The following is a 21,325-nucleotide window of genomic DNA, read 5'->3' as shown; positions in this document are numbered from 1 at the left end:
GTACCCGCCCATTGTGTTGTCAGCGAATCATCCGCAAACAAGCGAAACAAGGTGTGCACGCGATTTTAATTTTTTTGTAACCTGAGCAATACGGTTGATGCGCCGGAAAATAGCCTTTGTAATATTAAATAGTTGAAACGGTTGTTGGACACCGCAGGGTAAAATCATATATTGCCCAGGATTCCTAAGACCTATTGTATTTCGTACTCAACGCACCCAACATAAATTAACTTTTGATGGCACCTTACCCAAAAATCCTCTCGGGGATCCTTTTGCTGTTATTCCTATGCCCGTTAAGTATCCTTACTGCTCAGGCGCAGCGAACGGTCACCGGACGCGTGTACGACGTGGAGAATAACGAAACACTCATCGGCGCAACCGTCAAGCTAAAGGATGGAACGACGGGAACCGTGACGGATATCGACGGAAATTACAGTATAACCGTTCCCGCCGGTCCCCAGAGTTTGCTTTTTTCCTCCATTGGATACGCCACTCAGGAGGTAGAAGTCGGAAATCAGACGACGATTGACATTCAAATGGAGCCGGATGTAGAGTCGCTGTCCGAAGTGGTCGTGGTCGGCTACGGTACCCAGCGCAAATCGGACGTGACCGGCGCCATTGGAACGGTTTCATCGGAAGAGCTGCTCCGGGCCCCGGTCACCAATGCCCTTCAGGGGCTGCAGGGTAAGGTAGCCGGCGTCAATATCTTCCTGAATTCCGGCTCCCCTACCGGTAGCCCGCGGGTGCTGATCCGGGGGCTCGGCACGATCAACTCCAACTCCGCTCCCCTCTACGTAGTGGACGGGGTGGTTATGGAGGACATCCAGTTCCTGAACCCCAACGACATTAAGAGTATGGAGGTGCTGAAGGATGCCTCCTCGACCGCCATTTACGGCGCTCGGGGCGCCAACGGCGTCATCCTGGTGACCACTAGGCGCGGCCCCAATCAGGACGGCATCGTCGTCGGATACGACGGCTACGTTACGGCCGGTACGCTGCGCAAGAAGATGGAAGTGCTCAATGCCGACGAATGGCTCGAAGTCGTGCGTCGCGGCATGGAGAATGCCCCTAAGTATCCCGGCGGTACCGATCCCGGCTTCACCGCCGACAATCCGCTCTTCTTCGACGACAACGGCAATCCGCTGTACGACACCGACTGGCAGGACGAGGTGACCCGCACGGCCATCTCCCACAGCCACCAGCTTTCGATCCAGCAGCGGACGAGCAATTCTTCCTATGGCGTATTTCTGAACTACACGGGCACCGAGGGCATCATGCTCAACAATTACCTCAACCGGCTCTACGGCAAAGTGGCCTACGAAGGCACACCGAAGGACTGGCTGACCTTTGGCTTCAACCTCCTGACTAACGTAACCAAGGAGAACAGCTTCGAGGAGGGCGGCGGTGGACAGTCGCCGCGCCGCACCATGATCGAGATGCCCGCCATCTTCCCGATCCGCTTTCCCGACGGCACCTACTCCAAAAGCACCGACCTCGGCGGCAACTTCAACCTGGAGGCCATGGCCAACCCGGTCCACGTACTGGAAACCCAGGACCGCATCGCCAAGCGTACGCAACTCTTCGGCAACGCTTACCTGGTGTTTAACATCGCGGATGGACTGAATTTCCGCACCCAATTCGGCTTCGACAACCACGACCGGCTGTTCCAGGACTACAGTCCGCGCGACTTGATCAACATCTCCGCCCCCCTGGGTTTCGCCCGGCAGAGCAACCAGCAGGTAAGCTACTGGCAGCAGGAGAACTACCTGAATTACAACAAACTCATCGGTCCCCACAGCATCAGCGGGGTAGCGGGTTTCAGCTTCCAGAAGCGCACCGACGAGAGTTTCGGGATCAGCACCCGCGGCTTTGCCGACGATTTCTTCCGCTTCAACAACCTCGGCGCGGCCAGTCAGCCCGATGCGCCGGGCTCCGGCTACAGCGACTGGACGCTCAACTCCTACTTCCTGCGGGGCAGCTACAGCTACAACGACCGCTACCTGCTTACCCTGACCGGCCGCGTGGACGGCTCTTCCCGCTTCGGAGCGGGCAATAAGTATGGCTGGTTTCCTTCCGTCGGGGTGGGCTGGGTGATCTCGGAAGAAGACTTCCTGGCAGATAATCCCGTCATCGACCAGTTGAAACTGCGTTCCAGCTTCGGCGTTACCGGTAATACGGAGATCGGTTCCTACCAGTCGCTGGCAACCGTGGGCTCGGGCACTACCCTGATCAACGGGCAGCGGGTGACCAGCACCGTGATCAACGGTCTGGCCAATCCGGATCTGCAGTGGGAGAAAACGAAGCAGTTTGACGTAGGCTTCAACCTCGCGCTATTCAACTACCGGGTGAACCTGGAGATGGATTACTACTACAAGCTCACCACCGACCTGCTGCTGGCGCGCCCCCTGCCCCAGACGACCGGTTTCGGCTCTATTTTCGACAACATCGGCTCGGTTTCGAACCGCGGCATCGAGATGTTGCTGAGCACCCAGAACGTAACGACCAACCAGTTCAGCTGGAGCTCCAACCTCAACTTCAACTACAACAAAAACCGCATCGAGAAGCTGGGCGAAAACGACGAGGACATCGAGTCTGGCCCCTTCTGGGTGTCGGGTAGCCAGACGATCCTGCGCGTGGGCGAGCCGCTGTCTTCCTTCTGGGGCTACCGCCGACTGGGTACCTGGGGTACCGACGAGGCGGACGAAGCCGCCGAAGTGGGCCGGATCCCCGGTGAGGCCAAGCGCACTACCGAAAAGGAGATCATCGGCCACGGGCTGCCCGACGTGACCGGCAGCTTCATCAACAACTTTACCTTCGGCGATTTCGACCTGACCGTGGACCTGCAATTCGTACTCGGTGCCGACATCATGCAGCAGTACTATCACTCGGTCGAGGACCGCTCCGGCATCGCCAGCGGACTGCGGACCATCCTGACCGAGGCCTGGACGCCGGAGAACCAGAATACCATGGTGCAGCAGATTCGCCATCAGGCCTGGGCCGGCCAGAACAGTGAGGTCGACGACCACTGGGTCGTGAACGGCTCTTACCTGCGGGGCAACGCCTTCACCCTCGGGTATAATCTGAGCGGCAGTACCCTGGACCGGCTCGGCATGAACAGTATGCGGATCTACCTCAATGCCCAGAACCTCTTCGTGGCACATTCCGACGAGTTCCAGGGCTTAGACCCCGAGGCAACCTCCTGGGGCGGGAACCAGTGGGGGCAGAACATCTTCTTCTTTCAGTACCCGCGCCCGCGCTCCTTCACCTTCGGCCTCAACCTCAAATTTTAATTTACCATGAATGCTATCAAACTAGCGGCCCTGCTGCTACTGGGCGGTGTAGGATATTCTTGCTCCAGCTTCCTCGAAGAGGAGCCCCGTAGTGCGGCCAGCCTCAATCAATTCTTCACCGAGCCCTCCCACGCCGAGAATGCCGTGAACGCGCTTTACCGCGACGGCGCACCCGCCCTCTGGATGAACGGTGGCGTGTACAACGGCCGGAACATCATGTACGGCCCCTACCTCTCAGGATTTTTCGAAAACAACTACAAGGGGCAGTACGCCTACATCGGTTTTGCCCAGCAGTTGCAGCTCAATGCCATCAACTCCAACTCGATTCTCAATGATTACTGGTCGCAAATGTACCGGGAGATCAGCCGGGCGAACAACGCGATCAAGTACATCCCGACCACCGAGGGTCTCGGGGACGCGCAGGTCAACCGCCTACTCGGCGAGGCTCGTTTCTTCCGGGCCTGGGCGTACTTTATGCTGGTACGCCACTTCGGCGACGTGCCGCTGATCGTGGAGCCTTACGAGTCGACCAACGACATCTACCGGCCGCGGGCTTCGTCCGGGGAGGTTTATGCCCTCATCGTACAGGATCTCGAGTTCGCCGTTAATTCGGCCGGACTCTCCAACGCAAATATGGTGAGCAACGGCTACCGCGTTTCTCGTCCGGCCGCCGCCGCCCTGCTGGCCGACGTGCAGCTGACCCGTAGCGGTTTTCCGGTGCAGGAAGACAACTACGCCGCCGCGGCCACGGCAGCACGGATGGTGATCAACAGCGGCAGTCATTCGCTGGCCCAGAACAACCGTGATTCGGGAACGGGTGAGGTCGACGCCGAGAACAGCGCCTACAACAAGATCCGCCGCCAGGAAGTGAACGCGACTGAATTCGTATACCCCATCGAATTCGCCATCGGCATCGCAGGTTCCGGTTACCCAGCATATACCTACCCGGTAACCCTGACCAGCGAGACGAACTACGGTATCACCAACCAAGCTTACGAGCCGCGCGATCAGTTTATCGCCATGTACGACGACGCGGAAGACCTGCGCATTCAGAACAAGCAACTCTGGCATAACACCTATACGGACGACGGCGGCAATACGAGTACCTTCCGCTTCCAACCCTACTTGTGGCACGACGATGAGGCACTGTTCGGAACGTCGAATCCCGCCAACTCCGAACTCGAAGTGGCCGCCTACACCTACGCTGAGGTACTGCTGATCGCCGCCGAAGCCATCGCCCGCTCGGAGGGGGTCACCGCCGAGGCGGTAGATTACCTTACCCAAGTACGTAGCCGCGCCTACTACATGCAGACCGCCGATGAGATTAGCGGCGCACTGTCCGGCCTGTCCGTACAGGACTTCGTGGAGGAAGTCTGGGCGGAACGCAACCGGGAGCTGGCGCTCAACTTCAAGATCTGGTACGATATGATCCGTACCCGGAAGTACCCGGAGGCCAGCGACGGGGAGATCAACTTCGTCGAGCTCATCGGGCACAAGAGCACCTGGGGCCCGACCTTCGAGGAAAAGCACCTGCTCCTACCGCTGCCCGACCAGGAATTACAGCGCAACGCCGAGTTGCAACAGAACACGGGATACTAACCGTCCGTCCGTACGACGGGGCACGTTGACTTTCGGGGTGGCTTATCTTGGCGATTCACCATCCCGTACGGCGTGCCCCGTTTGCTGTTTTTCTGCTGTTTGTGCCTGACCTTCGGCTCCGCCGCGGGACAGGAGCTGCTGACCCCCCGCATCCGGTCCTTCTCGGTGGCGGAATACGGTGGGGAGAACCAAAACTGGGGCATTACCCAGTCGCCCGACGGCATCCTCTATGTTGCCAACTCCGGGGGAGTGCTACGCTTCGACGGACTCCACTGGAGCCTTCACCAGTTGCCCGGCCGCCCTACCGTACGGACCGTGCAGTGGGCAAATGATCGACTATACGTAGGGGGATATGGGGAATTTGGGTACTTCACCGACGAAGAGGGCGTACTCGGCGACTATACCTCCCTCTCCACCCGCCTGCCGGCCGCTGAGCAGACCGAGGAGGTCTGGAACATCGAGGTCCTGACTTCCGGGGACGTCGCCCTCCAGTCCTTTTCCCGCCTGTACTGGTTGCGCGGAGACTCCCTCGCCGTCCAGTTGCCCGGCAACATCATGTTTGCCCACGCCACCGGAGATTCTCTGCTGGTACCCGTCACGGACCGGGGGGTTTTGGTACAGCCCAGCCGGGATACCGGCAATTACCTCACGGAAAGTGAACCTGGCGGGCGCATCGTAGCCATCGCGGGTACCGGCAATCGCCTGCTCTTCGCTACTACCGAGGAAATACTGACCTACGGGAAGGGCGGATACCGGGCCTGGTCTACGGAAGCGACCGACTTGCTCCGCGACCAGCAGATCAACCGCATCGTCGTGCTTCGGGACGGCAGCGTAGCGGTAGGGACCATCATGGGTGGGGTGTACCTCTTCACTGCCGACGGCCGAATCGAGCAACACCTTAGTTACGGCAACGGGCTCAGCAACAACACGGTACTGGCGCTCTTCGAAGACCGCAGCGGGAATCTATGGGTCGGTTTAGACCGCGGCCTGGACCTTATCGTTCGCAGCGAACCCCTCCGATTTTACCGGCAGGGCAAGCAGCCGGTCGGGGCCGTCTACGCCGCGGCCGAGTACGGGGGAAACTTCTACATCGGCACCAACCAGGGTTTATTCGTTCGTGATGATCGGCTGCGGGATTTCAAGCTCGTACCCGGTACGGCCGGGCAGGTCTGGGAACTCCGGGTGACCCCCTACGGTCTCCTGTGCGGACACAACGACGGCACCTTTTTGGTAAAGGACGGTGCTGCCACACTCATCTCCGACCGGTCGGGAGGCTGGCAGACGATACCGCTTCCCGGAGACAGCAGCAGGCTGCTTCAGGCGAATTATACCGGCATTAGCGTACTCGATTGCGGGGGCGCGGGTGCTGAGCATCGGGTAGAGGGATTGCTTGCTCCCATCCGCTTCATCGCCCGGACGGAACGCAACGAAATTCTCGCCCTACACGGATCGCGGGGAGCCTACCGCGTGCGGCTCTCCGACGACTGGCATACTTTGACGGGGGTAGACACGATTCGTTCGCCCGACCTGATCCGGCCACTCCTTACCCGATTCGGGGATACCCTGCTCGTACAGACCGCCGATAGTCGGTACCGGTATTCCGCTGGGACCTTCATTCCCGTCACCCAGGTCCGGGGAGTAAACGTACATCCGGGTGAGTACTGCCTGCCCGGCCGGGTCGGTACTCAGGAGTGGTTTGTGGTGGATAAGGACCGCGTCACGGCCTACCGGGGCAGTAGGAAGTTGGCCGATTACCCCGTGAGATTGCGGTATAATTTTCCTCGCATCATCGCGCTTCCGGACAGTACCTACCTATTTTGTCTGGAGGACGGTTACGCCAGCTACCGCCCGGAGGAAACCGAACCCGCAGACGTCGGGCTCCTACTCAGGCTAACCCGTTCCGGGAACAACGTTTGGCAATTTACCTACGCCCTGCCCGCGCTCGACCGGCCCATACGCTACCGGTACCGGCTCCTGGGCTTCTCCGATCGCTGGTCGACCTGGTCAGAACTGGGAGAAAAAGAGTATACCAACCTCACCGAGGGAGACTACCGGTTTCAGGTGCAGGGGGACTGGTTCGGTACGGAGCGGGAGATCGCCTTTACCGTGCCGCCCCCCTGGTACCGCACCGTATGGGCCTACCTCGCCTACATCACCCTTTTTGCCGGGATGATCTACCTACTCTTCCGCGAGCACACCAACCGCCTGAACCGCCAGGCCCGGAAACTGGAGGCTATACGTTTACGACAGCTCCAGCGCCAACGGATCGAAGCCCGCAACCAGCAACTCGAAGAGGAAAACCACCGCAAGAGTCGGGAACTGGCCAATACGACCCTCACCCTGGCCAAAAAGAATGAAATGTTGCTGGACCTGAAGGAAGAGCTGGCGCAATCCGGAAAGAAAGACCAGGCCCGGGATGCACAGAAACTCCTTCACCTCATCGACCGTAACCTCAACCACGAAGAAGACTGGGCCATCTTCGAATCTCACTTCAACGAGGTTCACGAAGCGTTCCTGAAGCGGCTGAGACAGGCCCACCCCCAGCTTACCTCCGGAGACCTGCAACTCGCCGCCTACCTGAAAATGGACCTCAGTTCCAAAGAGATCGCCCCCCTCCTGCACATCTCCGTCCGGGGAGTCGAAAACAAGCGGTACCGGCTGCGTAAAAAGCTAGGCCTGGACGGAAACGACAACCTCAATGCGTATGTCCGAGATTTTCAATAGGTCGGCTTCGGATACCGGCACCCGCCCCTAAACATTTCCTGGCAGGGATGATTTGTACCAAGTTACCAGCCAACACGGCCCGGAATGTCCGCTCGTGGGCAATGGCGTAGTCGTGGTGAGGTGTTTTTCTAGGTTTTACGGGGCTCATCGGCGACCTTGGTGAAGTAATTTCGGGGATGCCCCAACGGAATTTCAAGTCGAAAATGCATGTATAAACAACTCCGTACGCACTTCTCTTTTCTCTTCGTAGTGCTTACTGCCACCGGAGGCGGACTGCTCGCACAGGCGGGTCCGCTCACCGGATTAAGCGCCCAGGCCTACGATCACCACATTGAATTGGCGTGGGATCAACCCGCTAATCCAGCGGTCAGTAGCGTGCGGGTGTACGGGTCCCGATCCGGTGGGGAATTTACCAGCCTCGGTTCCGCCAGCATTGTCGGAAATTCCTACATCGACTTCGTAGGCGACTTCGACGTCAGCAGTCGCTATTTTATACGGGCCGTCACATCCGGCGGTGAGCTCGGCACCCCTTCCGATACCGTGGAGGCGACCACTTACGAGATGAGCGATTCCGCCCTCCTCGATATGGTGCAGGCCTATACCTTCCGCTATTTCTACGATTTCGGCCATCCGGTATCGGGACTGGCCCGGGAGCGCAATTCAACCGCTACGGTTACCAGCGGCGGCAGCGGCTTCGGTCTGATGGCCCTGATCGTCGGTGCCGAACGCGGCTTCATCACCCGCGAAGAAGCACTGACGCGCACCAATAAGATCATCGATTTTCTCCTCACCGTCCCCCGCTTCCGGGGAGCTTTTTCCCACTGGATGAACGGTGCGACCGGAGATGTAATCCCCTTTAGTCCCCGCGACGACGGCGGTGATCTCGTCGAGACCTCCTTTCTACTGCAGGGATTGCTTACCTCCCGGCAGTATTTCGCGGGTGAAAGCGAGGAGGAAGTACGCCTGCGTGCCAACGTCAACCAAATATGGGAAGAGGTTAACTGGAACTGGTACCGCAAGCAGGTGGAGAACGTGTTGTACTGGCACTGGTCGCCGACCAACCAGTTTGCCATCAACCTGCCGCTGCGGGGTTTCAACGAGGTACAGATCACCTACATCCTGGCTGCCGCGGCACCCAATCCTGCCTACCGCATCCCCGCTAGCCTTTACCATACCGGATGGGCGGGCAGCAACTACACGACCGACAACAGTTTCTACGGCATTCCCCTGCTGGTGGGTAGGGGCAAGGGCGGCCCCCTCTTCTTTAGCCACTACAGCTACCTGGGCTTCGATCCGCGGGGCAAGCGCGACCGCTACGCCAATTATTTTGAACGGAACACCAACCAGACGCTCATTCAGTACGAGCATGCCGTCGACAACCCCTACAATCGCCTAGGCTACGGTCCGGAAGCCTGGGGGCTAACCGCCAGCGACGATCCCGACGGATACAAAGCACACGCGCCCGACAGCCCGGAGACCGACAACGGAACCCTCACCCCCACCGCCGCCCTGGGCAGCATGCCCTACACCCCCGAAAAAAGCATGGCCGCCCTCAAGCATTTTTACCGGGACCTCGGTGACAAGACCTGGGGCACCTACGGCTTCTACGATGCCTTCAATCCGGGCAGGAACTGGTACGCCGACAGCTACCTGGCCATCGACCAGGGCCCCATCATCGTCATGATCGAGAACCACCGTAGCGGATTGTTGTGGGACCTCTTCATGTCGAGCCCCGAGATCGCTCCCGCCCTCGCTGCCATCGGCTTCGTGGAGGACAGTACGACCACTGCCGTAGCCCAGTTGCCCCCCTTTCTTACCTCCCGGCCCCGGCTCTATCCCAATCCCGCCGGGGACCGGACAACTCTGTCGCTCTCCCTCGATCGTGCACAGCGCGTGGCGGTGGATCTGATGGACGCAAGCGGTCGGCTCGTCGCAAGGCTTCGCGAAGCGGCTACCCTGGAGCACGGCTTTCACGAAATTCCACTGCACCTGCGGCCCCGCCCGCAAATTGGAGTATATTATATCAGAATAAGCGGCACGGAGGGAAGCACCTCTCTGCCCCTGTTAATCACCAAATAGTTTCTTTCTACACTATCAATTTACACGATCATGCAAAGACTTTTACTTCTTCTGCTTCTGTGCACGGCCGGCTTCGGCCTGAATGCGCAAGTTGTCCTCGAAGATTTCGAGGGCGGCACCGCCGACCTACCCTGGCAAGCCTTCGAGGGTACCTACGCCGGCCCGGTTGAAAACCCGGAGGATTCGACCGCTAACACCAGTGAGTGGGTGGGGTCGTACACCAAGGCCGGCGACAAGGCCTACAGCTACTTCGTTGCCAAACTGGACGCTCCCCTCGACCTGAGTACCAATAACCAGTTTTCCATTCAGATATACGCCGGCGCAGCGACTCAGCTGCTGATGAAGCTGGAAGGCGGCGGACAAAACATCGAGCGAACCGTCAACATCGCCACGGCCAACGTCTGGCGCACCTACACCTTCGACTTCAGTGCCGCCGCCGGCTTTACCGGTCTGACGGACATCATCCTGTTCTTCGATCCGGGGGTAGAAACCAGCACGGACACCTACCTTTTCGACAACCTCATCGCCTCGCCCGCGGGCCCCTGTGCCGGGACGGTGAAGGACGAGACGATCGTCGACGACTTTGAGTGCCAGCGCAACGCCACCTACGGCGTACCGGGCTTCAACGACATCGAGGTGATCGTGAACCCCGACAAGAGCGGCATCAACACCAGCGACAGCGTAGGTCAGTACACCGACCGGGACGGCGCCTTCCACGCCCTCGTGATCGACTACAACTCGGCCATCGACCTGTCGACCAACAACATGCTGTGCATGAAGGTGTGGGCACCCATCGCCGGTGACATCCTCTTCAAACTGGAGGGCGGTACATCAGCGGCCGTCGAGCGTCGTGCCACGGTGTCGGAAACCAGCACCTGGACGGAGGTCTGCATCGACTTCAGCGACCAGGCGAGTGCCAACCACAAAAAGATCGTGATCTTCCTCAACGTCGGCGTTGACGAAGCGGAAGGCGACATCTACTACATCGACGACATCACCCTCACGCCGGCCCCCGCCGCCGAACCCCTGGAGGATTTCGAGGGCGGCGCCAAGCTCAGCTGGGGTCCCCTGAACGGCAATAGTGACCTGAACGGTACGTTCAACGGTCCGATCGTCAATCCCGATACTGACATCAATACCAGCAGCACGGTGGGTTCGTACACCCGCGGCAGCAGCCTCTTCAGCACCCTGACCGCTACCCTCCCCGCTGGGCTCGACCTAAGCAGCAACCCCCAGCTCAACCTGGACGTATGGGTTCCGGCCGATGGAACCGAAGTGACCCTGCAACTCGTCAGTGCTACCGATGGTCCCAAGAACGCTACCGCTACCGCTACTACGGGGCAGGAGTGGCAAACCCTCAATTTCAACTTCGAGGAATTTGACGACATCACCGATTTTCAGCAGATAAACATCCAGTTTGCCCCCAATACCACCGGCACGGGCCTGTACCTGTTTGACAACCTGACCCAGGGCCAGAGCACCGTCGATGCCTGCGCCGACGTGGAGCCGGACCCCACCATACTCGATGACTTCGAGTGCCAACGGAATGCTACTTACTCGGGCGATGCTCAGTTCCTCACGGTCGTCGACAATCCCGACGCCGGCGACGACTCTCCCAACAAGAGTACCAAAGTGGGCAAATTCGACGATCAGCCCGGCAGCTTCAACGCCCTCGTCGTCGACTACGCCACTCCGATCGATCTGAGCCTGCGCAACCAGTTCAGCGCTACCGTCTGGGCCCCCGTTGAGGGTCAACTGCTCTTCAAACTCGAAGGCGGTACCGGTGCCAACGTGGAGAAGTTCGTGGAGATCGACACCGTCAATGCCTGGTCTACCTACACCGTAGACTTCAGCGACGCCGTGGGCGGCGGGTACACCAAGCTCGTGCTCTTCTTCGGTGCCGGTGAGGACAATGCGGCGGTCAATACCTACTACATCGACGACCTCGGCTTCAGCCGGGCACCCTACGCCGCATCCTGCATCTCGACCTTCGACAACGTCGACTACACCCTGGCCGACTGGACCTACTTCGCCAACGGTGACTTCAGCGAGAACGACTTCATTATTTCCGACAACCCCAAGACGACGGGCATCAACGACAGCGAACGCGTCGGCACCTTCGAGGAGGCAACCAACGGTGAGCCCTTCGCCGGTATGTACTCCGACCTGGAAGCACCCATCGTACTCACGAGCGGGGCCAAGTTTGTAACCATGAAGGTCCTGATGGACTTCGCCACTACCGTAGCCTTCAAACTGGAACGTCCACGCGACGGCGCGCCCGGTAGCGGTGACGTAATTGCGGAATACACGACGCCGGGCGACTGGCAGGAGCTCACCTTCGACATGAGTGCGCTCCCCGACGGTGCCATGTACGACCGCATCACCATCATCATGAACAACACGGAAATACCCACCGCCGCCATGACGTACTACTTCGACGACATCGCGGTAGGCGGAGGCGATTGCGGTAACCTGACCAGTCTGTTCGCACCCGTGACCATCGAATCGCTGCGCGTATTCCCCAACCCGATCAGCAACCAGCTGACCATCGAAAACGCGCTGGGCGCCACCAGCTTCACCCTCACCAACATGCTCGGCCAACAGGTCGCCCGCAAACAGGATACCGGGGCGGGCACGCAGGTGCAGTGGGAACTCGGAGAGCTGGCCAAGGGAACCTACCTACTCACCGCCCAGGACCGTACCGGAAGGATGATCGCCCGCTCGATGGTGGTTAAGCGATAGCCCTTATGACGATGCGAATAACCAGCATCTTACTCGTGCTGTGCTGCGCCTGTCAGGCCCCCTCGGGGGTCGGGCGGGCGCAGGACGGTGCCGGTAACGATACCGCAGAGGCTGCCTTCAGTCTCGACGAACTACAACGCCGGACCTTCAACTACTTCTGGGAAACCGCCCTGCCGGGCAACTACCAGATCCCCGACCGTTGGCCGACCGAACGCTTCAGCAGCATTGCCGCGACCGGTTTCGGGCTCACTTCCTACCTCGTAGGAGTGGAAAGAGGCTACGTGACCCGTGAGCAGGCCGCCGAACGAACCCTGCTGACCCTGGAAAAACTCTGGAGCCTGCCGCAGGGTCCGGAAATGACGGGAGTGGCCGGATACAAAGGACTGTTCTACCACTTCCTGACCAACGACGAGGCGCTGCGCTACAAAGAGGTGGAGCTTTCCACCATCGACAGCGGCCTGCTGATGGCCGGGGTGCTCTCCGCCCAGAGCTACTTCGACGGCGATGATGAATCGGAGCGCCGTATCCGCGAATTGGCCGACCAACTGTACCGCCGGGTGGAGTGGGACTGGTCGCTCAACGAAAACGGCCGCATGAGCATGGGCTGGCGGCCGGACCGTGAGTTCATCCCCGCCGACTGGAGGGGCTACAACGAAGCCATGATCCTGCTCGTACTGGGCATGGGCTCTCCCACTCATCCCTTGCCCGACGATGCCTGGGAGCGGTGGAGTGAAGGCTACCAGTGGGACGAGTTTCAGGGCTACGAGCACCTGAATTTCAGTCCGCTCTTCGGTCACCAGTACAGTCAGATGTACATCGACTTCCGCGGCATCCAGGATGCCTACATGCGGGAACACGACAGCGACTACTTCGAGAACAGCCGCAAGGCGACGCTCGCCAACCGGGCTTACTGCATCGAGAATCCGATGGGCTTCGTCGGCTACGGACCGAACCAGTGGGGCCTTACCGCCTGCGACGGACCGGGTGGCCTCGACACCATCTATCGCGGACAGGAGGTTAAATTCTTCGACTACCGGGCCCGCGGAGCTTCTTCGCGCCACATCATCGACGACGGCACCATCGCGCCCACCGCCGCCGGTGGTTCGGTGCCCTTCGCCCCGGAAGAATGCATCGCGGCCCTGGAACACATGTGGACAACCCAGTACGACAGTCTGGTAGGGCCCTACGGATTTAAGGACGCCTTCAATCCTAGCTACACCTTCGGTGAGGGCAACGAGAACGGCTGGTACGACGTGGACTACCTCGGAATCGACCAGGGCCCCATCCTCATTCAAATTGAGAATCACCGCAGCGAGCTGATTTGGAACCTGATGCGCAAGAACCCCTACATCCGCAAGGGACTGGAGCGTGCCGGCTTTACGGGTGGCTGGCTGGAGTGAACTCGTCGGCCGACCGAGGCACGAGGCTCGTCCGCCGAGTCCAGGGAGAGAGGGTTTGAAGGGAGAGAGGGATTGAGGGAGGAGGGATTGAAAAACTACTACTATGAAGATGTTTGGATGGATTGTCGGGCTGCTCCTGACTGGCGTTGTAAGTGGGCAGACGGTACCTGGGTGGTATGATGCGGGGCACGAGGGCCGTATCGACAGCTTGCTGTCTGTGATGACGCTGGAGGAGAAGGTGGGGCAGATGACGCTGTTTACGAGCGACTGGGACGTGACCGGGCCGACCATCCGGGAGGGGTATCAGGATGACATCAAGACCGGCCGGCTCGGGGCGATTTTCAATGCGCATACCGCAGAGTATAACCGTGGCCTGCAGCGGATCGCGGTGGAGGAAACGCGACTGGGTATTCCATTGCTCTTCGGCTACGATGTGATCCACGGCTACCGGACCATCTTTCCCATCCCGCTCGGAGAGACCGCGAGCTGGAACCTGGAAGGAGCTGAGGAATCCGCCCGCATTGCCGCCCGGGAGAGTGCCGCCGCCGGTTTGCACTGGACTTATGCTCCCATGGTCGATGTCGCCCGCGATCCCCGCTGGGGACGGGTGATGGAAGGAGCGGGCGAGGATGTTTACCTGGGCATGAAGTTCGCCGCCGCGCGGGTGAAGGGTTTTCAGGGGGATGACTTGTCGGACCCCTTCACCCTGCTGGCCTGCGCCAAGCACTTCGCCGCCTACGGTGCCGCTCAGGCCGGACGGGACTACCATACCGTCGACATTTCCGAACGGGTACTGCGCGACATCTATTTGCCGCCCTTCAAGGCTGCACTGGACGCCGGTGTGGGCTCCTTCATGACCAGCTTCAATGAAGTGGACGGCGTACCGGCCACCGGCAGCGAGCACCTACTGACCGACATCCTGCGCAGCGAGTGGGGCTTCATGGGTTTTGTGGTCACCGACTATACCAGCATCAACGAAATGATCCCCCACGGGGTCGCCGCCGATGAGGCCGCCGCCGGAAAGCTCGCCGTGAACGCCGGCGTCGATATGGATATGCAGGGAGCCGTCTTCTACGACCACCTCGTGGGGCAAGTGGAAAGCGGAGAGGTATCTCAGGGAGAAGTGGACGAAGCCGTGCGCCGCATCCTCCGCATGAAGTTCGCCCTCGGCCTGTTCGACGATCCGTACCGCTACTCCGACACCATCCGGGAGAAGGAGAATATCCTGACCGATGACCACCGCGCCGCCGCCCGCCGCATTGGCCGGGAGAGCCTGGTACTGCTGAAAAACGACAACAACACTCTGCCCCTCTCCTCCGACCGGGGCCGAATCCTGGTCGTTGGCGAACTGGCCGATAGCCAGGAGGACATGCTCGGTGCCTGGCACGGCGACGGAAGAGCCACCGACTGCATAACCCTCCTCACTGGAATGCGCAATGCAATTGAAGGAGCTACCATTGATTACGTCGCAAATATGGTCGATGCAGTCAAGGCCGCCCGTCGTGCCGACGTGATCGTGGTGGCGGCCGGCGAAAAGTGGTGGATGAGTGGTGAAGCTGCCAGTCGGGCCGATATTACCCTACCCGATGAGCAGGAGGCCATGATCGCACAACTCGCCGCCACCGGAAAACCCGTTGTCGTGGTCCTCTTCAACGGACGCCCCCTGGCACTTCCCGGCGTCGATTCTACCGCATCCGCCATCCTCGAAGCCTGGTACCCCGGTACGGAAGCCGGCAATGCCGTGGCCGACGTTCTCTTCGGTGGCCATAATCCCGGCGGACGTCTGCCCATGACCTTCCCCCGCTCCGTGGGCCAGGTACCCATCTTCTACAGTGCCAAGAACACCGGCCGCCCCCGTGATGCCAACAACAAGTACACCAGTAAGTACCTCGACGAGAGCAACGACCCGTTGTACCCCTTCGGCTACGGCCTGAGCTATACCACCTTCGAATACGGGAAGCCGTCGGTAGACCAATCTACCATCAATCGCAACGGTACGGCCACAGTCAGCGTCGACGTCACCAACACCGGCCAACGCGAGGGCACCACCGTGGTACAGCTTTACGTGCAGGACGTGGTCGGCTCCGTCACCCGCCCGCTGCGGGAGCTTAAGGGCTTCGAGCGCATCGAACTGGCGGCCGGCGAGACCAAAACGGTCACCTTCGCACTTGACAACCAATCTTTTTCCTTTTATCGCCGCGACATGAGCTTTGGCAGCGAGCCGGGCGAGTTTCGCGTTTATGTGGGTGAAGACTCCCGCACCACGAATAGCATCAACCTTACCCTAGAATAACCAAATCATGCTGCGACTACTATACTTCAGTTTTGTACTGCTCCTGAGTCTGACGCTTTCCGCCCAAACGACCGTCACGGGCACGGTTACCGACGGCAGCGAAACCCTGATCGGGGTCAGCATTCAGGCCGTGGGCACCACCACCGGTACCGTTACTGATTTTGACGGAACCTACACCCTCACCGTACCGGCGGGGACCGACTCCCTGATCTACTCCTATACCGGTTTTCAAACGCAGCGGGTGGCCATCGCCGGCCGGACCGTCATCGACATTACGCTGGCAGAATCTACCGAGCTGCTTGAGGAAGTAGTCGTCATCGGCTACGGCGTGCAGCAAAAGGATGACCTCACCGGTGCGGTGTCGGTTGTCGAATCCTCGGAACTGACCGACATTCCCACCCAGTCGCTGGGCCAGTCGCTCCAGGGCAAGGTTTCGGGGCTACAGATCATTCCGGGTTCGGGCGCGCCGGGCGCGGACGCCATTTTTCGCATTCGGGGCGTCGGTACGCTCAACAACGCCGATCCGCTCTTCGTGGTCGACGGCATGATCCTCAGCGACATCAGCTTTCTGAATCCGCAGGACGTGCAGAGCATTTCCGTACTCAAGGATGCCTCCGCTACGGCCATCTACGGAGCGCGGGGCGCCAACGGCGTGATCATCGTCAGTACCAAACAGGGGGGCGGGGCCGCGGGAGCAGGCGGATTTACGGTAAGCGCATATACCGGCACCCAGGAAGTTATTCGCACCATCGACGTGCTGAACGCCAACCAGTACGCTACCCTACTCAACGAGGTGGACGTCAACGAAGGACGGCAACCCCGCTTCGCCAATCCGGAGCAGTACGGTGAGGGCACCAACTGGCAGGACGAGGTATTCCGCACCGCACCGATCTACAACGCCCAGTTGTCCTTCAACGGAGGGGGCGACCGCGGTACCTTCAACTTCAGTGCCAACTACTTCCGCCAGGACGGCATCATCGAGGGCTCGAATTTCGATCGCTTTACGATTCGCCTCAACAACTCCCGCCAAGTAAAAAACTGGCTCAATGTCGGCAGCAATCTTTCGCTCGGCATCAACGGTTCCGACAACGTCAACGCGGGTAGCATCATCACTACCGCCTACCGGGCTGACCCCATCACGGTGCCCATTGACTCGGCCGGTAACTTCGGCGACGCTACGGCGATCGGCAACACGGGCAACCCCCTGGCCACGATCTTTTACAGCAATAACCGCAGCCAGTCTTACCGCGCGGTCGGTAATGCGTACGCCGATATCAGCTTCCTCGACCACTTCACCTTCCGGACCAACTTCGGCCTCGACTTCGACTACAACCGCAACCGCAACTTCTCTCCGGTCTTTTTCGTGAGCGCCAACCAGCAGAACGAGGAGAGCAGCATCAACGTCTTCAACGGCTACAATCGCAACTGGCTCTGGGAAAATACCGTGAGCTACAACAACAACTTCGGCATTCACCACCTCGACGGAGTGGCGGGGGTAACCTACCAGGACAATTTCGGTGAATTTCTCAACGGCGGCCGGCAACGACTGATCGGAGACGATCCTTCCTTCTTTTACCTGAATTCCGGCGACGTCACCACGGCTACGAACGGCGGTGGTGCGGGTTCCAACTGGGGCCTGGTTTCTTACCTCGGCCGCCTCAACTACACCTTCGACAGCCGCTACCTGATCACGGTTTCGGGTCGCCTCGATGGCTCTTCCCGCTTCGGCGACAACTATAAGTACGGTTTCTTCCCCTCGGTGGGCCTGGGCTGGAACATCAGTCGGGAAGATTTCTTTAATGCCGACGGTATTATCAGTCGCCTCAAATTACGGGCCAGCTGGGGACAGACCGGCAACGACCGCATCGGCGATTTCGACTACCTGCCCCGCGTGGTGAGTGGCGTCGGCGCGGTCTTTGGGAACGACCCCGTCCTGGTACCAGGCTCAACCCTCACTACCCTTGCCAATCCCGATCTGCGGTGGGAGGAAACTACCCAAACCGACATCGGTGTAGAACTCGGCCTTTTCGACAACAAGTTTCTGCTGGAAGCCGACTTCTACCGGAAGGTGACCAACGACATTCTCTTCAACGCGCCGATCCCCGACTACATCGGTGCCAATGCGCCCCTCCGCAACGTCGCTTCCGTACTGAATCGCGGCGTCGACCTCAACGTCAGCTGGCGGGAAACGCGGAGCGACTTTCAGTATTCTATCGGGGGCAACGCCAGCTTTGTCCACAACGAAGTGCTCAAATTGGATGGCACGGCCGTCGACTTTTTCAACGGTGGCCTCGGCATCGGCGGCCAGCTGGGTACCAACTCACGCGTTGGCTTTGCCGCCGGATCCTTCTACGGCTACGAACTGGACGGCGTGTTCCAGAACGAAGAGGAACTGGCGACCTTCCCTAAGTTTGGCAATCAGCAGGTTGGCGATCTCCGCTTCCGCGATCAGAACGGGGATGGGGTCATCACTGCCGCCGAAGACCGGGTGATCCTGGGTTCCGCCATTCCGGATATGATTCTCGGAGTCAACGGCTCGGCCAATTACCGGGGCATCGAGCTCAGTTTCGACCTCACCGGCCAGTTCGGCAACGAAGTCATCAATGCCAAAAAAATGGCACGCTTCGGCGCTTACAATTACGAAACCAGCTTTCTGGACCGCTGGAACGGGGAGGGCACCAGCAATTCCGAGCCCCGCATCACCCAGGCCGGACAGAACATCGAAACCCTCTCCACTCGCTTTGTCGAAGACGGCTCCTACCTCCGCCTGCGCAATGTGACCCTGGGCTACCGCTTTGCGTCGGGGGTTACGGAGAAACTCCGCGCGCAGTCTTTACGAATATACGTATCGGGCACCAACCTGGTGACCAGCCAGAAGTACTCGGGCTACAATCCGGAGATCTATAACGGTAGTGTTTTTGACAATGGCATCGACCGGGGCAGCATTTATCCCATCGCCCGCACCCTAACGGCCGGTATTGACGTCACTTTTTAGTCCTGACCCTAAAGTTAATCAACCATGAAATCGATCATCTATATCGCTCTGGCCGCCGTTGTCCTCGTCGCTGCATCCTGCAACGAGGTACTGGACCGCACCCCCCAGGGCGAATACACCCTCAATAACTTCTTCAAGACCGAGGAGCAGGCGGTACAGTCCGTCAATGCGGTCTACAATCAACTCCGTCAGTGGCAGACTCACGTGTTCGCCTTCATCGGTATGACGGACATCGTAAGCGACGACGCCGATAAGGGCAGCTTCACTGCCGATGGCTTCTTCCTCCAGGAGGTGGACGACTTCACGTTTACGGCGACCAATACGGCACCGTCAACGGTGTGGGGTGGCTACTACACTGGTGTATTTCGGAGCAACCTGGCCGTCTCCCGAATCCCGGAAGTGCCAACCATGGATGAAACCCTCCGCGCCCGTCTGATCGGCGAGGCCAAGTTTCTTCGTGCGTATTACTACTTCAACCTGGTGCGCTGGTTCGGCGACGTGCCCCTGATTCTGGACCCCTTCCCGACTGATTTTGAGATTTCCCGCTCTCCGCGCGATGAGGTGTACGCCCAGATCGAGGCCGACCTACGGGCCGCCGCGGACGTACTTCCCGCTACCTACAGCGGAGCGGATGTCGGACGGGCCACCAGTGGTGCCGCCAAGGCCATGCTTGCAAAAGTGGCCCTCACCCGGAAGAATTACCAGATGGCTGCCGATCTGTCCCTTGAAGTAATTAACTCCGGTCGCTATTCCCTCCTTCCCAGCTACGCCCAGGTCTTTACCCTCGAGGGGGAGAACAGCAGCGAAAGCATCTTCGAAGTGCAGGCGGCGGCCTTCGAGATCGGCGGCGGTGGCTCCCAGTACAACGAGGTGCAGGGTGTGCGCGGCGTACCCAATCTCGGTTGGGGGTTCAATAAGCCCAGCGACAACCTGGTACAGGCCTTTGAATCAGGTGATCCCCGACGGGATGCTACGATCCTGTACGTCGGAGAAGTCCTGCCGGACGGCTCGGCCATCGTGGTAGGAGACGATAACATCGTGGGGGAGCGCTTCAACCAGAAAGCTTTCGTGCCTAAGCATCCGGGCGGCAACGGCAATGGCCCGGGCAACGTCCGGGTATTTCGCTACGCCGACCTGCTGCTTATCGCCGCCGAAGCACTGAACGAGATCGGGCAGCCGGAACAGGCACTCGTCTACCTCAATCAGGTGCGCGAGCGGGCCCGGGGCGGAAACGACAACGTACTGCCCGACGTCACGACCACCGACAAAAATGCCCTACGTACCGCCATTTTGAAGGAGCGCCGTGTCGAATTGGCCCTCGAGCAGCACCGCTGGTTCGACCTCGTCCGTACCGATCGCGCCGCCGAAGTGATGCAGCCCCTGAGGCCAAACTTCACTCCGGGAAAGAACGAGTTGTTCCCAATCCCGCAGACGGAGATCGACCTCAGCCAGGGTGCTCTGACGCAGAACCCCAATTACTGATCGGTTGCGGAGAAAGCGACGTAGCCTACTCTCCTCATCCTTTGACAATCTTGGTAAGATGCAATCCCAAGAGCTAAAAAAACATCCGGTAGCTCTGCACCCCCGCCAACACAACGAACAGCGCACCGACCAACAGGTGAATATTGCGGGTGATGTAATGGGCATGGGCGTCGATCCATTTCGCCCCGCTGGCGTAAGCCGTTAGAATGAGCATTGCACCTGCGGACGCGCCCACTACGAACGCTGCTTTAGCGAGTACGGCGGGATCGAGCACCCCATCGGCCATGAGCCAGCTGCCGATGGCGAAAAAGTAGGGGATGGCCAGGAAGTTCATGAGGCTGACGCTGATGCCCTCCCAGTAGGGGTTGTCGACCGTTTTCTCCTCCCGCTGCTGCTCGATGGATTCCGTGGCCTGCTGCTCGCGGTACCACTTGAAGAGGAAGAACAGGGCCAGAAAAACCAGCACCGGAATGGCCCACCAACTCAGCAGTTCCACGATGTCGGGATTGGTGCGCAGAAAGTTTACGCCGACGATGGCGATGGTCGTCTGTACGAGAAACACCGTCACGACACCCGCTGCGTAACGCAATCCGGCCGACTTCCCCGCCTCCAGACTGGTGGTAGCTACGGCCATGTTCAGCATTCCGGGCGGAAGGACGGCACCGGCGGAAGCGGCCACGCCGATAAGTAATGCAATGAGGTATTCCAAGCAGTAGGTTTA

At 59.6% G+C, this 21,325-nt stretch carries 10 protein-coding genes; 9 read left to right on the top strand and 1 reads right to left on the bottom strand.

Annotated elements, in window-relative coordinates:
• The first annotated feature begins 236 nt into the window (after positions 1-236).
• From GGR28_RS10775 to GGR28_RS10735, 9 genes are all read left to right on the top strand, one after another.
• Positions 237-3,290, top strand: a complete 3,054-nt coding sequence (locus GGR28_RS10775) for a SusC/RagA family TonB-linked outer membrane protein (protein WP_183495797.1) — start codon at positions 237-239, stop codon at positions 3,288-3,290.
• 6 nt (positions 3,291-3,296) lie between these two features.
• The gene (locus tag GGR28_RS10770) at positions 3,297-4,889 is read left to right on the top strand and encodes a RagB/SusD family nutrient uptake outer membrane protein (RefSeq protein ID WP_183495796.1); all 1,593 of its coding nucleotides are present in this window, start codon (positions 3,297-3,299) and stop codon (positions 4,887-4,889) included.
• Positions 4,890-4,961: 72 nt separating this feature from the next.
• Positions 4,962-7,613 (top strand): triple tyrosine motif-containing protein, encoded by a 2,652-nt coding sequence (locus GGR28_RS10765; RefSeq protein WP_183495795.1) that lies wholly within the window; start codon positions 4,962-4,964, stop codon positions 7,611-7,613.
• Between the two features lie 207 nt (positions 7,614-7,820).
• Positions 7,821-9,692: a glucoamylase family protein gene (locus GGR28_RS10760; RefSeq protein ID WP_183495794.1), complete on the top strand. Its 1,872-nt coding sequence runs from the start codon at positions 7,821-7,823 to the stop codon at positions 9,690-9,692.
• 30 nt (positions 9,693-9,722) lie between these two features.
• Positions 9,723-12,434, top strand: a complete 2,712-nt coding sequence (locus tag GGR28_RS10755; protein ID WP_183495793.1) for a T9SS type A sorting domain-containing protein — start codon at positions 9,723-9,725, stop codon at positions 12,432-12,434.
• Positions 12,435-12,445: 11 nt separating this feature from the next.
• Entirely contained in the window at positions 12,446-13,834 is a 1,389-nt protein-coding gene (locus GGR28_RS10750) for a glucoamylase family protein (RefSeq protein ID WP_221233873.1), read from the top strand.
• Between the two features lie 103 nt (positions 13,835-13,937).
• Positions 13,938-16,127: a glycoside hydrolase family 3 N-terminal domain-containing protein gene (locus tag GGR28_RS10745; protein WP_183495791.1), complete on the top strand. Its 2,190-nt coding sequence runs from the start codon at positions 13,938-13,940 to the stop codon at positions 16,125-16,127.
• Between the two features lie 7 nt (positions 16,128-16,134).
• Positions 16,135-19,122, top strand: a complete 2,988-nt coding sequence (locus GGR28_RS10740) for a SusC/RagA family TonB-linked outer membrane protein (protein ID WP_183495790.1) — start codon at positions 16,135-16,137, stop codon at positions 19,120-19,122.
• A 24-nt stretch (positions 19,123-19,146) separates the two neighbouring features.
• Positions 19,147-20,604 (top strand): RagB/SusD family nutrient uptake outer membrane protein, encoded by a 1,458-nt coding sequence (locus tag GGR28_RS10735; protein ID WP_183495789.1) that lies wholly within the window; start codon positions 19,147-19,149, stop codon positions 20,602-20,604.
• A 73-nt stretch (positions 20,605-20,677) separates the two neighbouring features.
• On the opposite strand, the gene GGR28_RS10730 is transcribed toward GGR28_RS10735, so the two are convergent.
• Positions 20,678-21,313: a LysE family transporter gene (locus tag GGR28_RS10730; protein ID WP_183495788.1), complete on the bottom strand. Its 636-nt coding sequence runs from the start codon at positions 21,311-21,313 to the stop codon at positions 20,678-20,680.
• Between the last annotated feature and the right edge of the window lie 12 nt (positions 21,314-21,325).

Origin of the sequence: Neolewinella aquimaris (genome assembly GCF_014197245.1) — a bacterium.
Taxonomy (GTDB): domain Bacteria; phylum Bacteroidota; class Bacteroidia; order Chitinophagales; family Saprospiraceae; genus Neolewinella; species Neolewinella aquimaris.
The sequence above is the reverse complement of the archived record's forward strand: the minus strand, read 5'-3'. Positions and strand labels throughout refer to the sequence as shown.

Coding starts and splice junctions, on each gene's coding strand:
- GGR28_RS10740 (WP_183495790.1), top strand. CDS start 16,135: ATGCTGCGACTACTATACTTCAGTTTTGTACTGCTCCTGAGTCTGACG.
- GGR28_RS10760 (WP_183495794.1), top strand. CDS start 7,821: ATGTATAAACAACTCCGTACGCACTTCTCTTTTCTCTTCGTAGTGCTT.
- GGR28_RS10745 (WP_183495791.1), top strand. CDS start 13,938: ATGAAGATGTTTGGATGGATTGTCGGGCTGCTCCTGACTGGCGTTGTA.
- GGR28_RS10735 (WP_183495789.1), top strand. CDS start 19,147: ATGAAATCGATCATCTATATCGCTCTGGCCGCCGTTGTCCTCGTCGCT.
- GGR28_RS10770 (WP_183495796.1), top strand. CDS start 3,297: ATGAATGCTATCAAACTAGCGGCCCTGCTGCTACTGGGCGGTGTAGGA.
- GGR28_RS10755 (WP_183495793.1), top strand. CDS start 9,723: ATGCAAAGACTTTTACTTCTTCTGCTTCTGTGCACGGCCGGCTTCGGC.
- GGR28_RS10775 (WP_183495797.1), top strand. CDS start 237: ATGGCACCTTACCCAAAAATCCTCTCGGGGATCCTTTTGCTGTTATTC.
- GGR28_RS10750 (WP_221233873.1), top strand. CDS start 12,446: ATGCGAATAACCAGCATCTTACTCGTGCTGTGCTGCGCCTGTCAGGCC.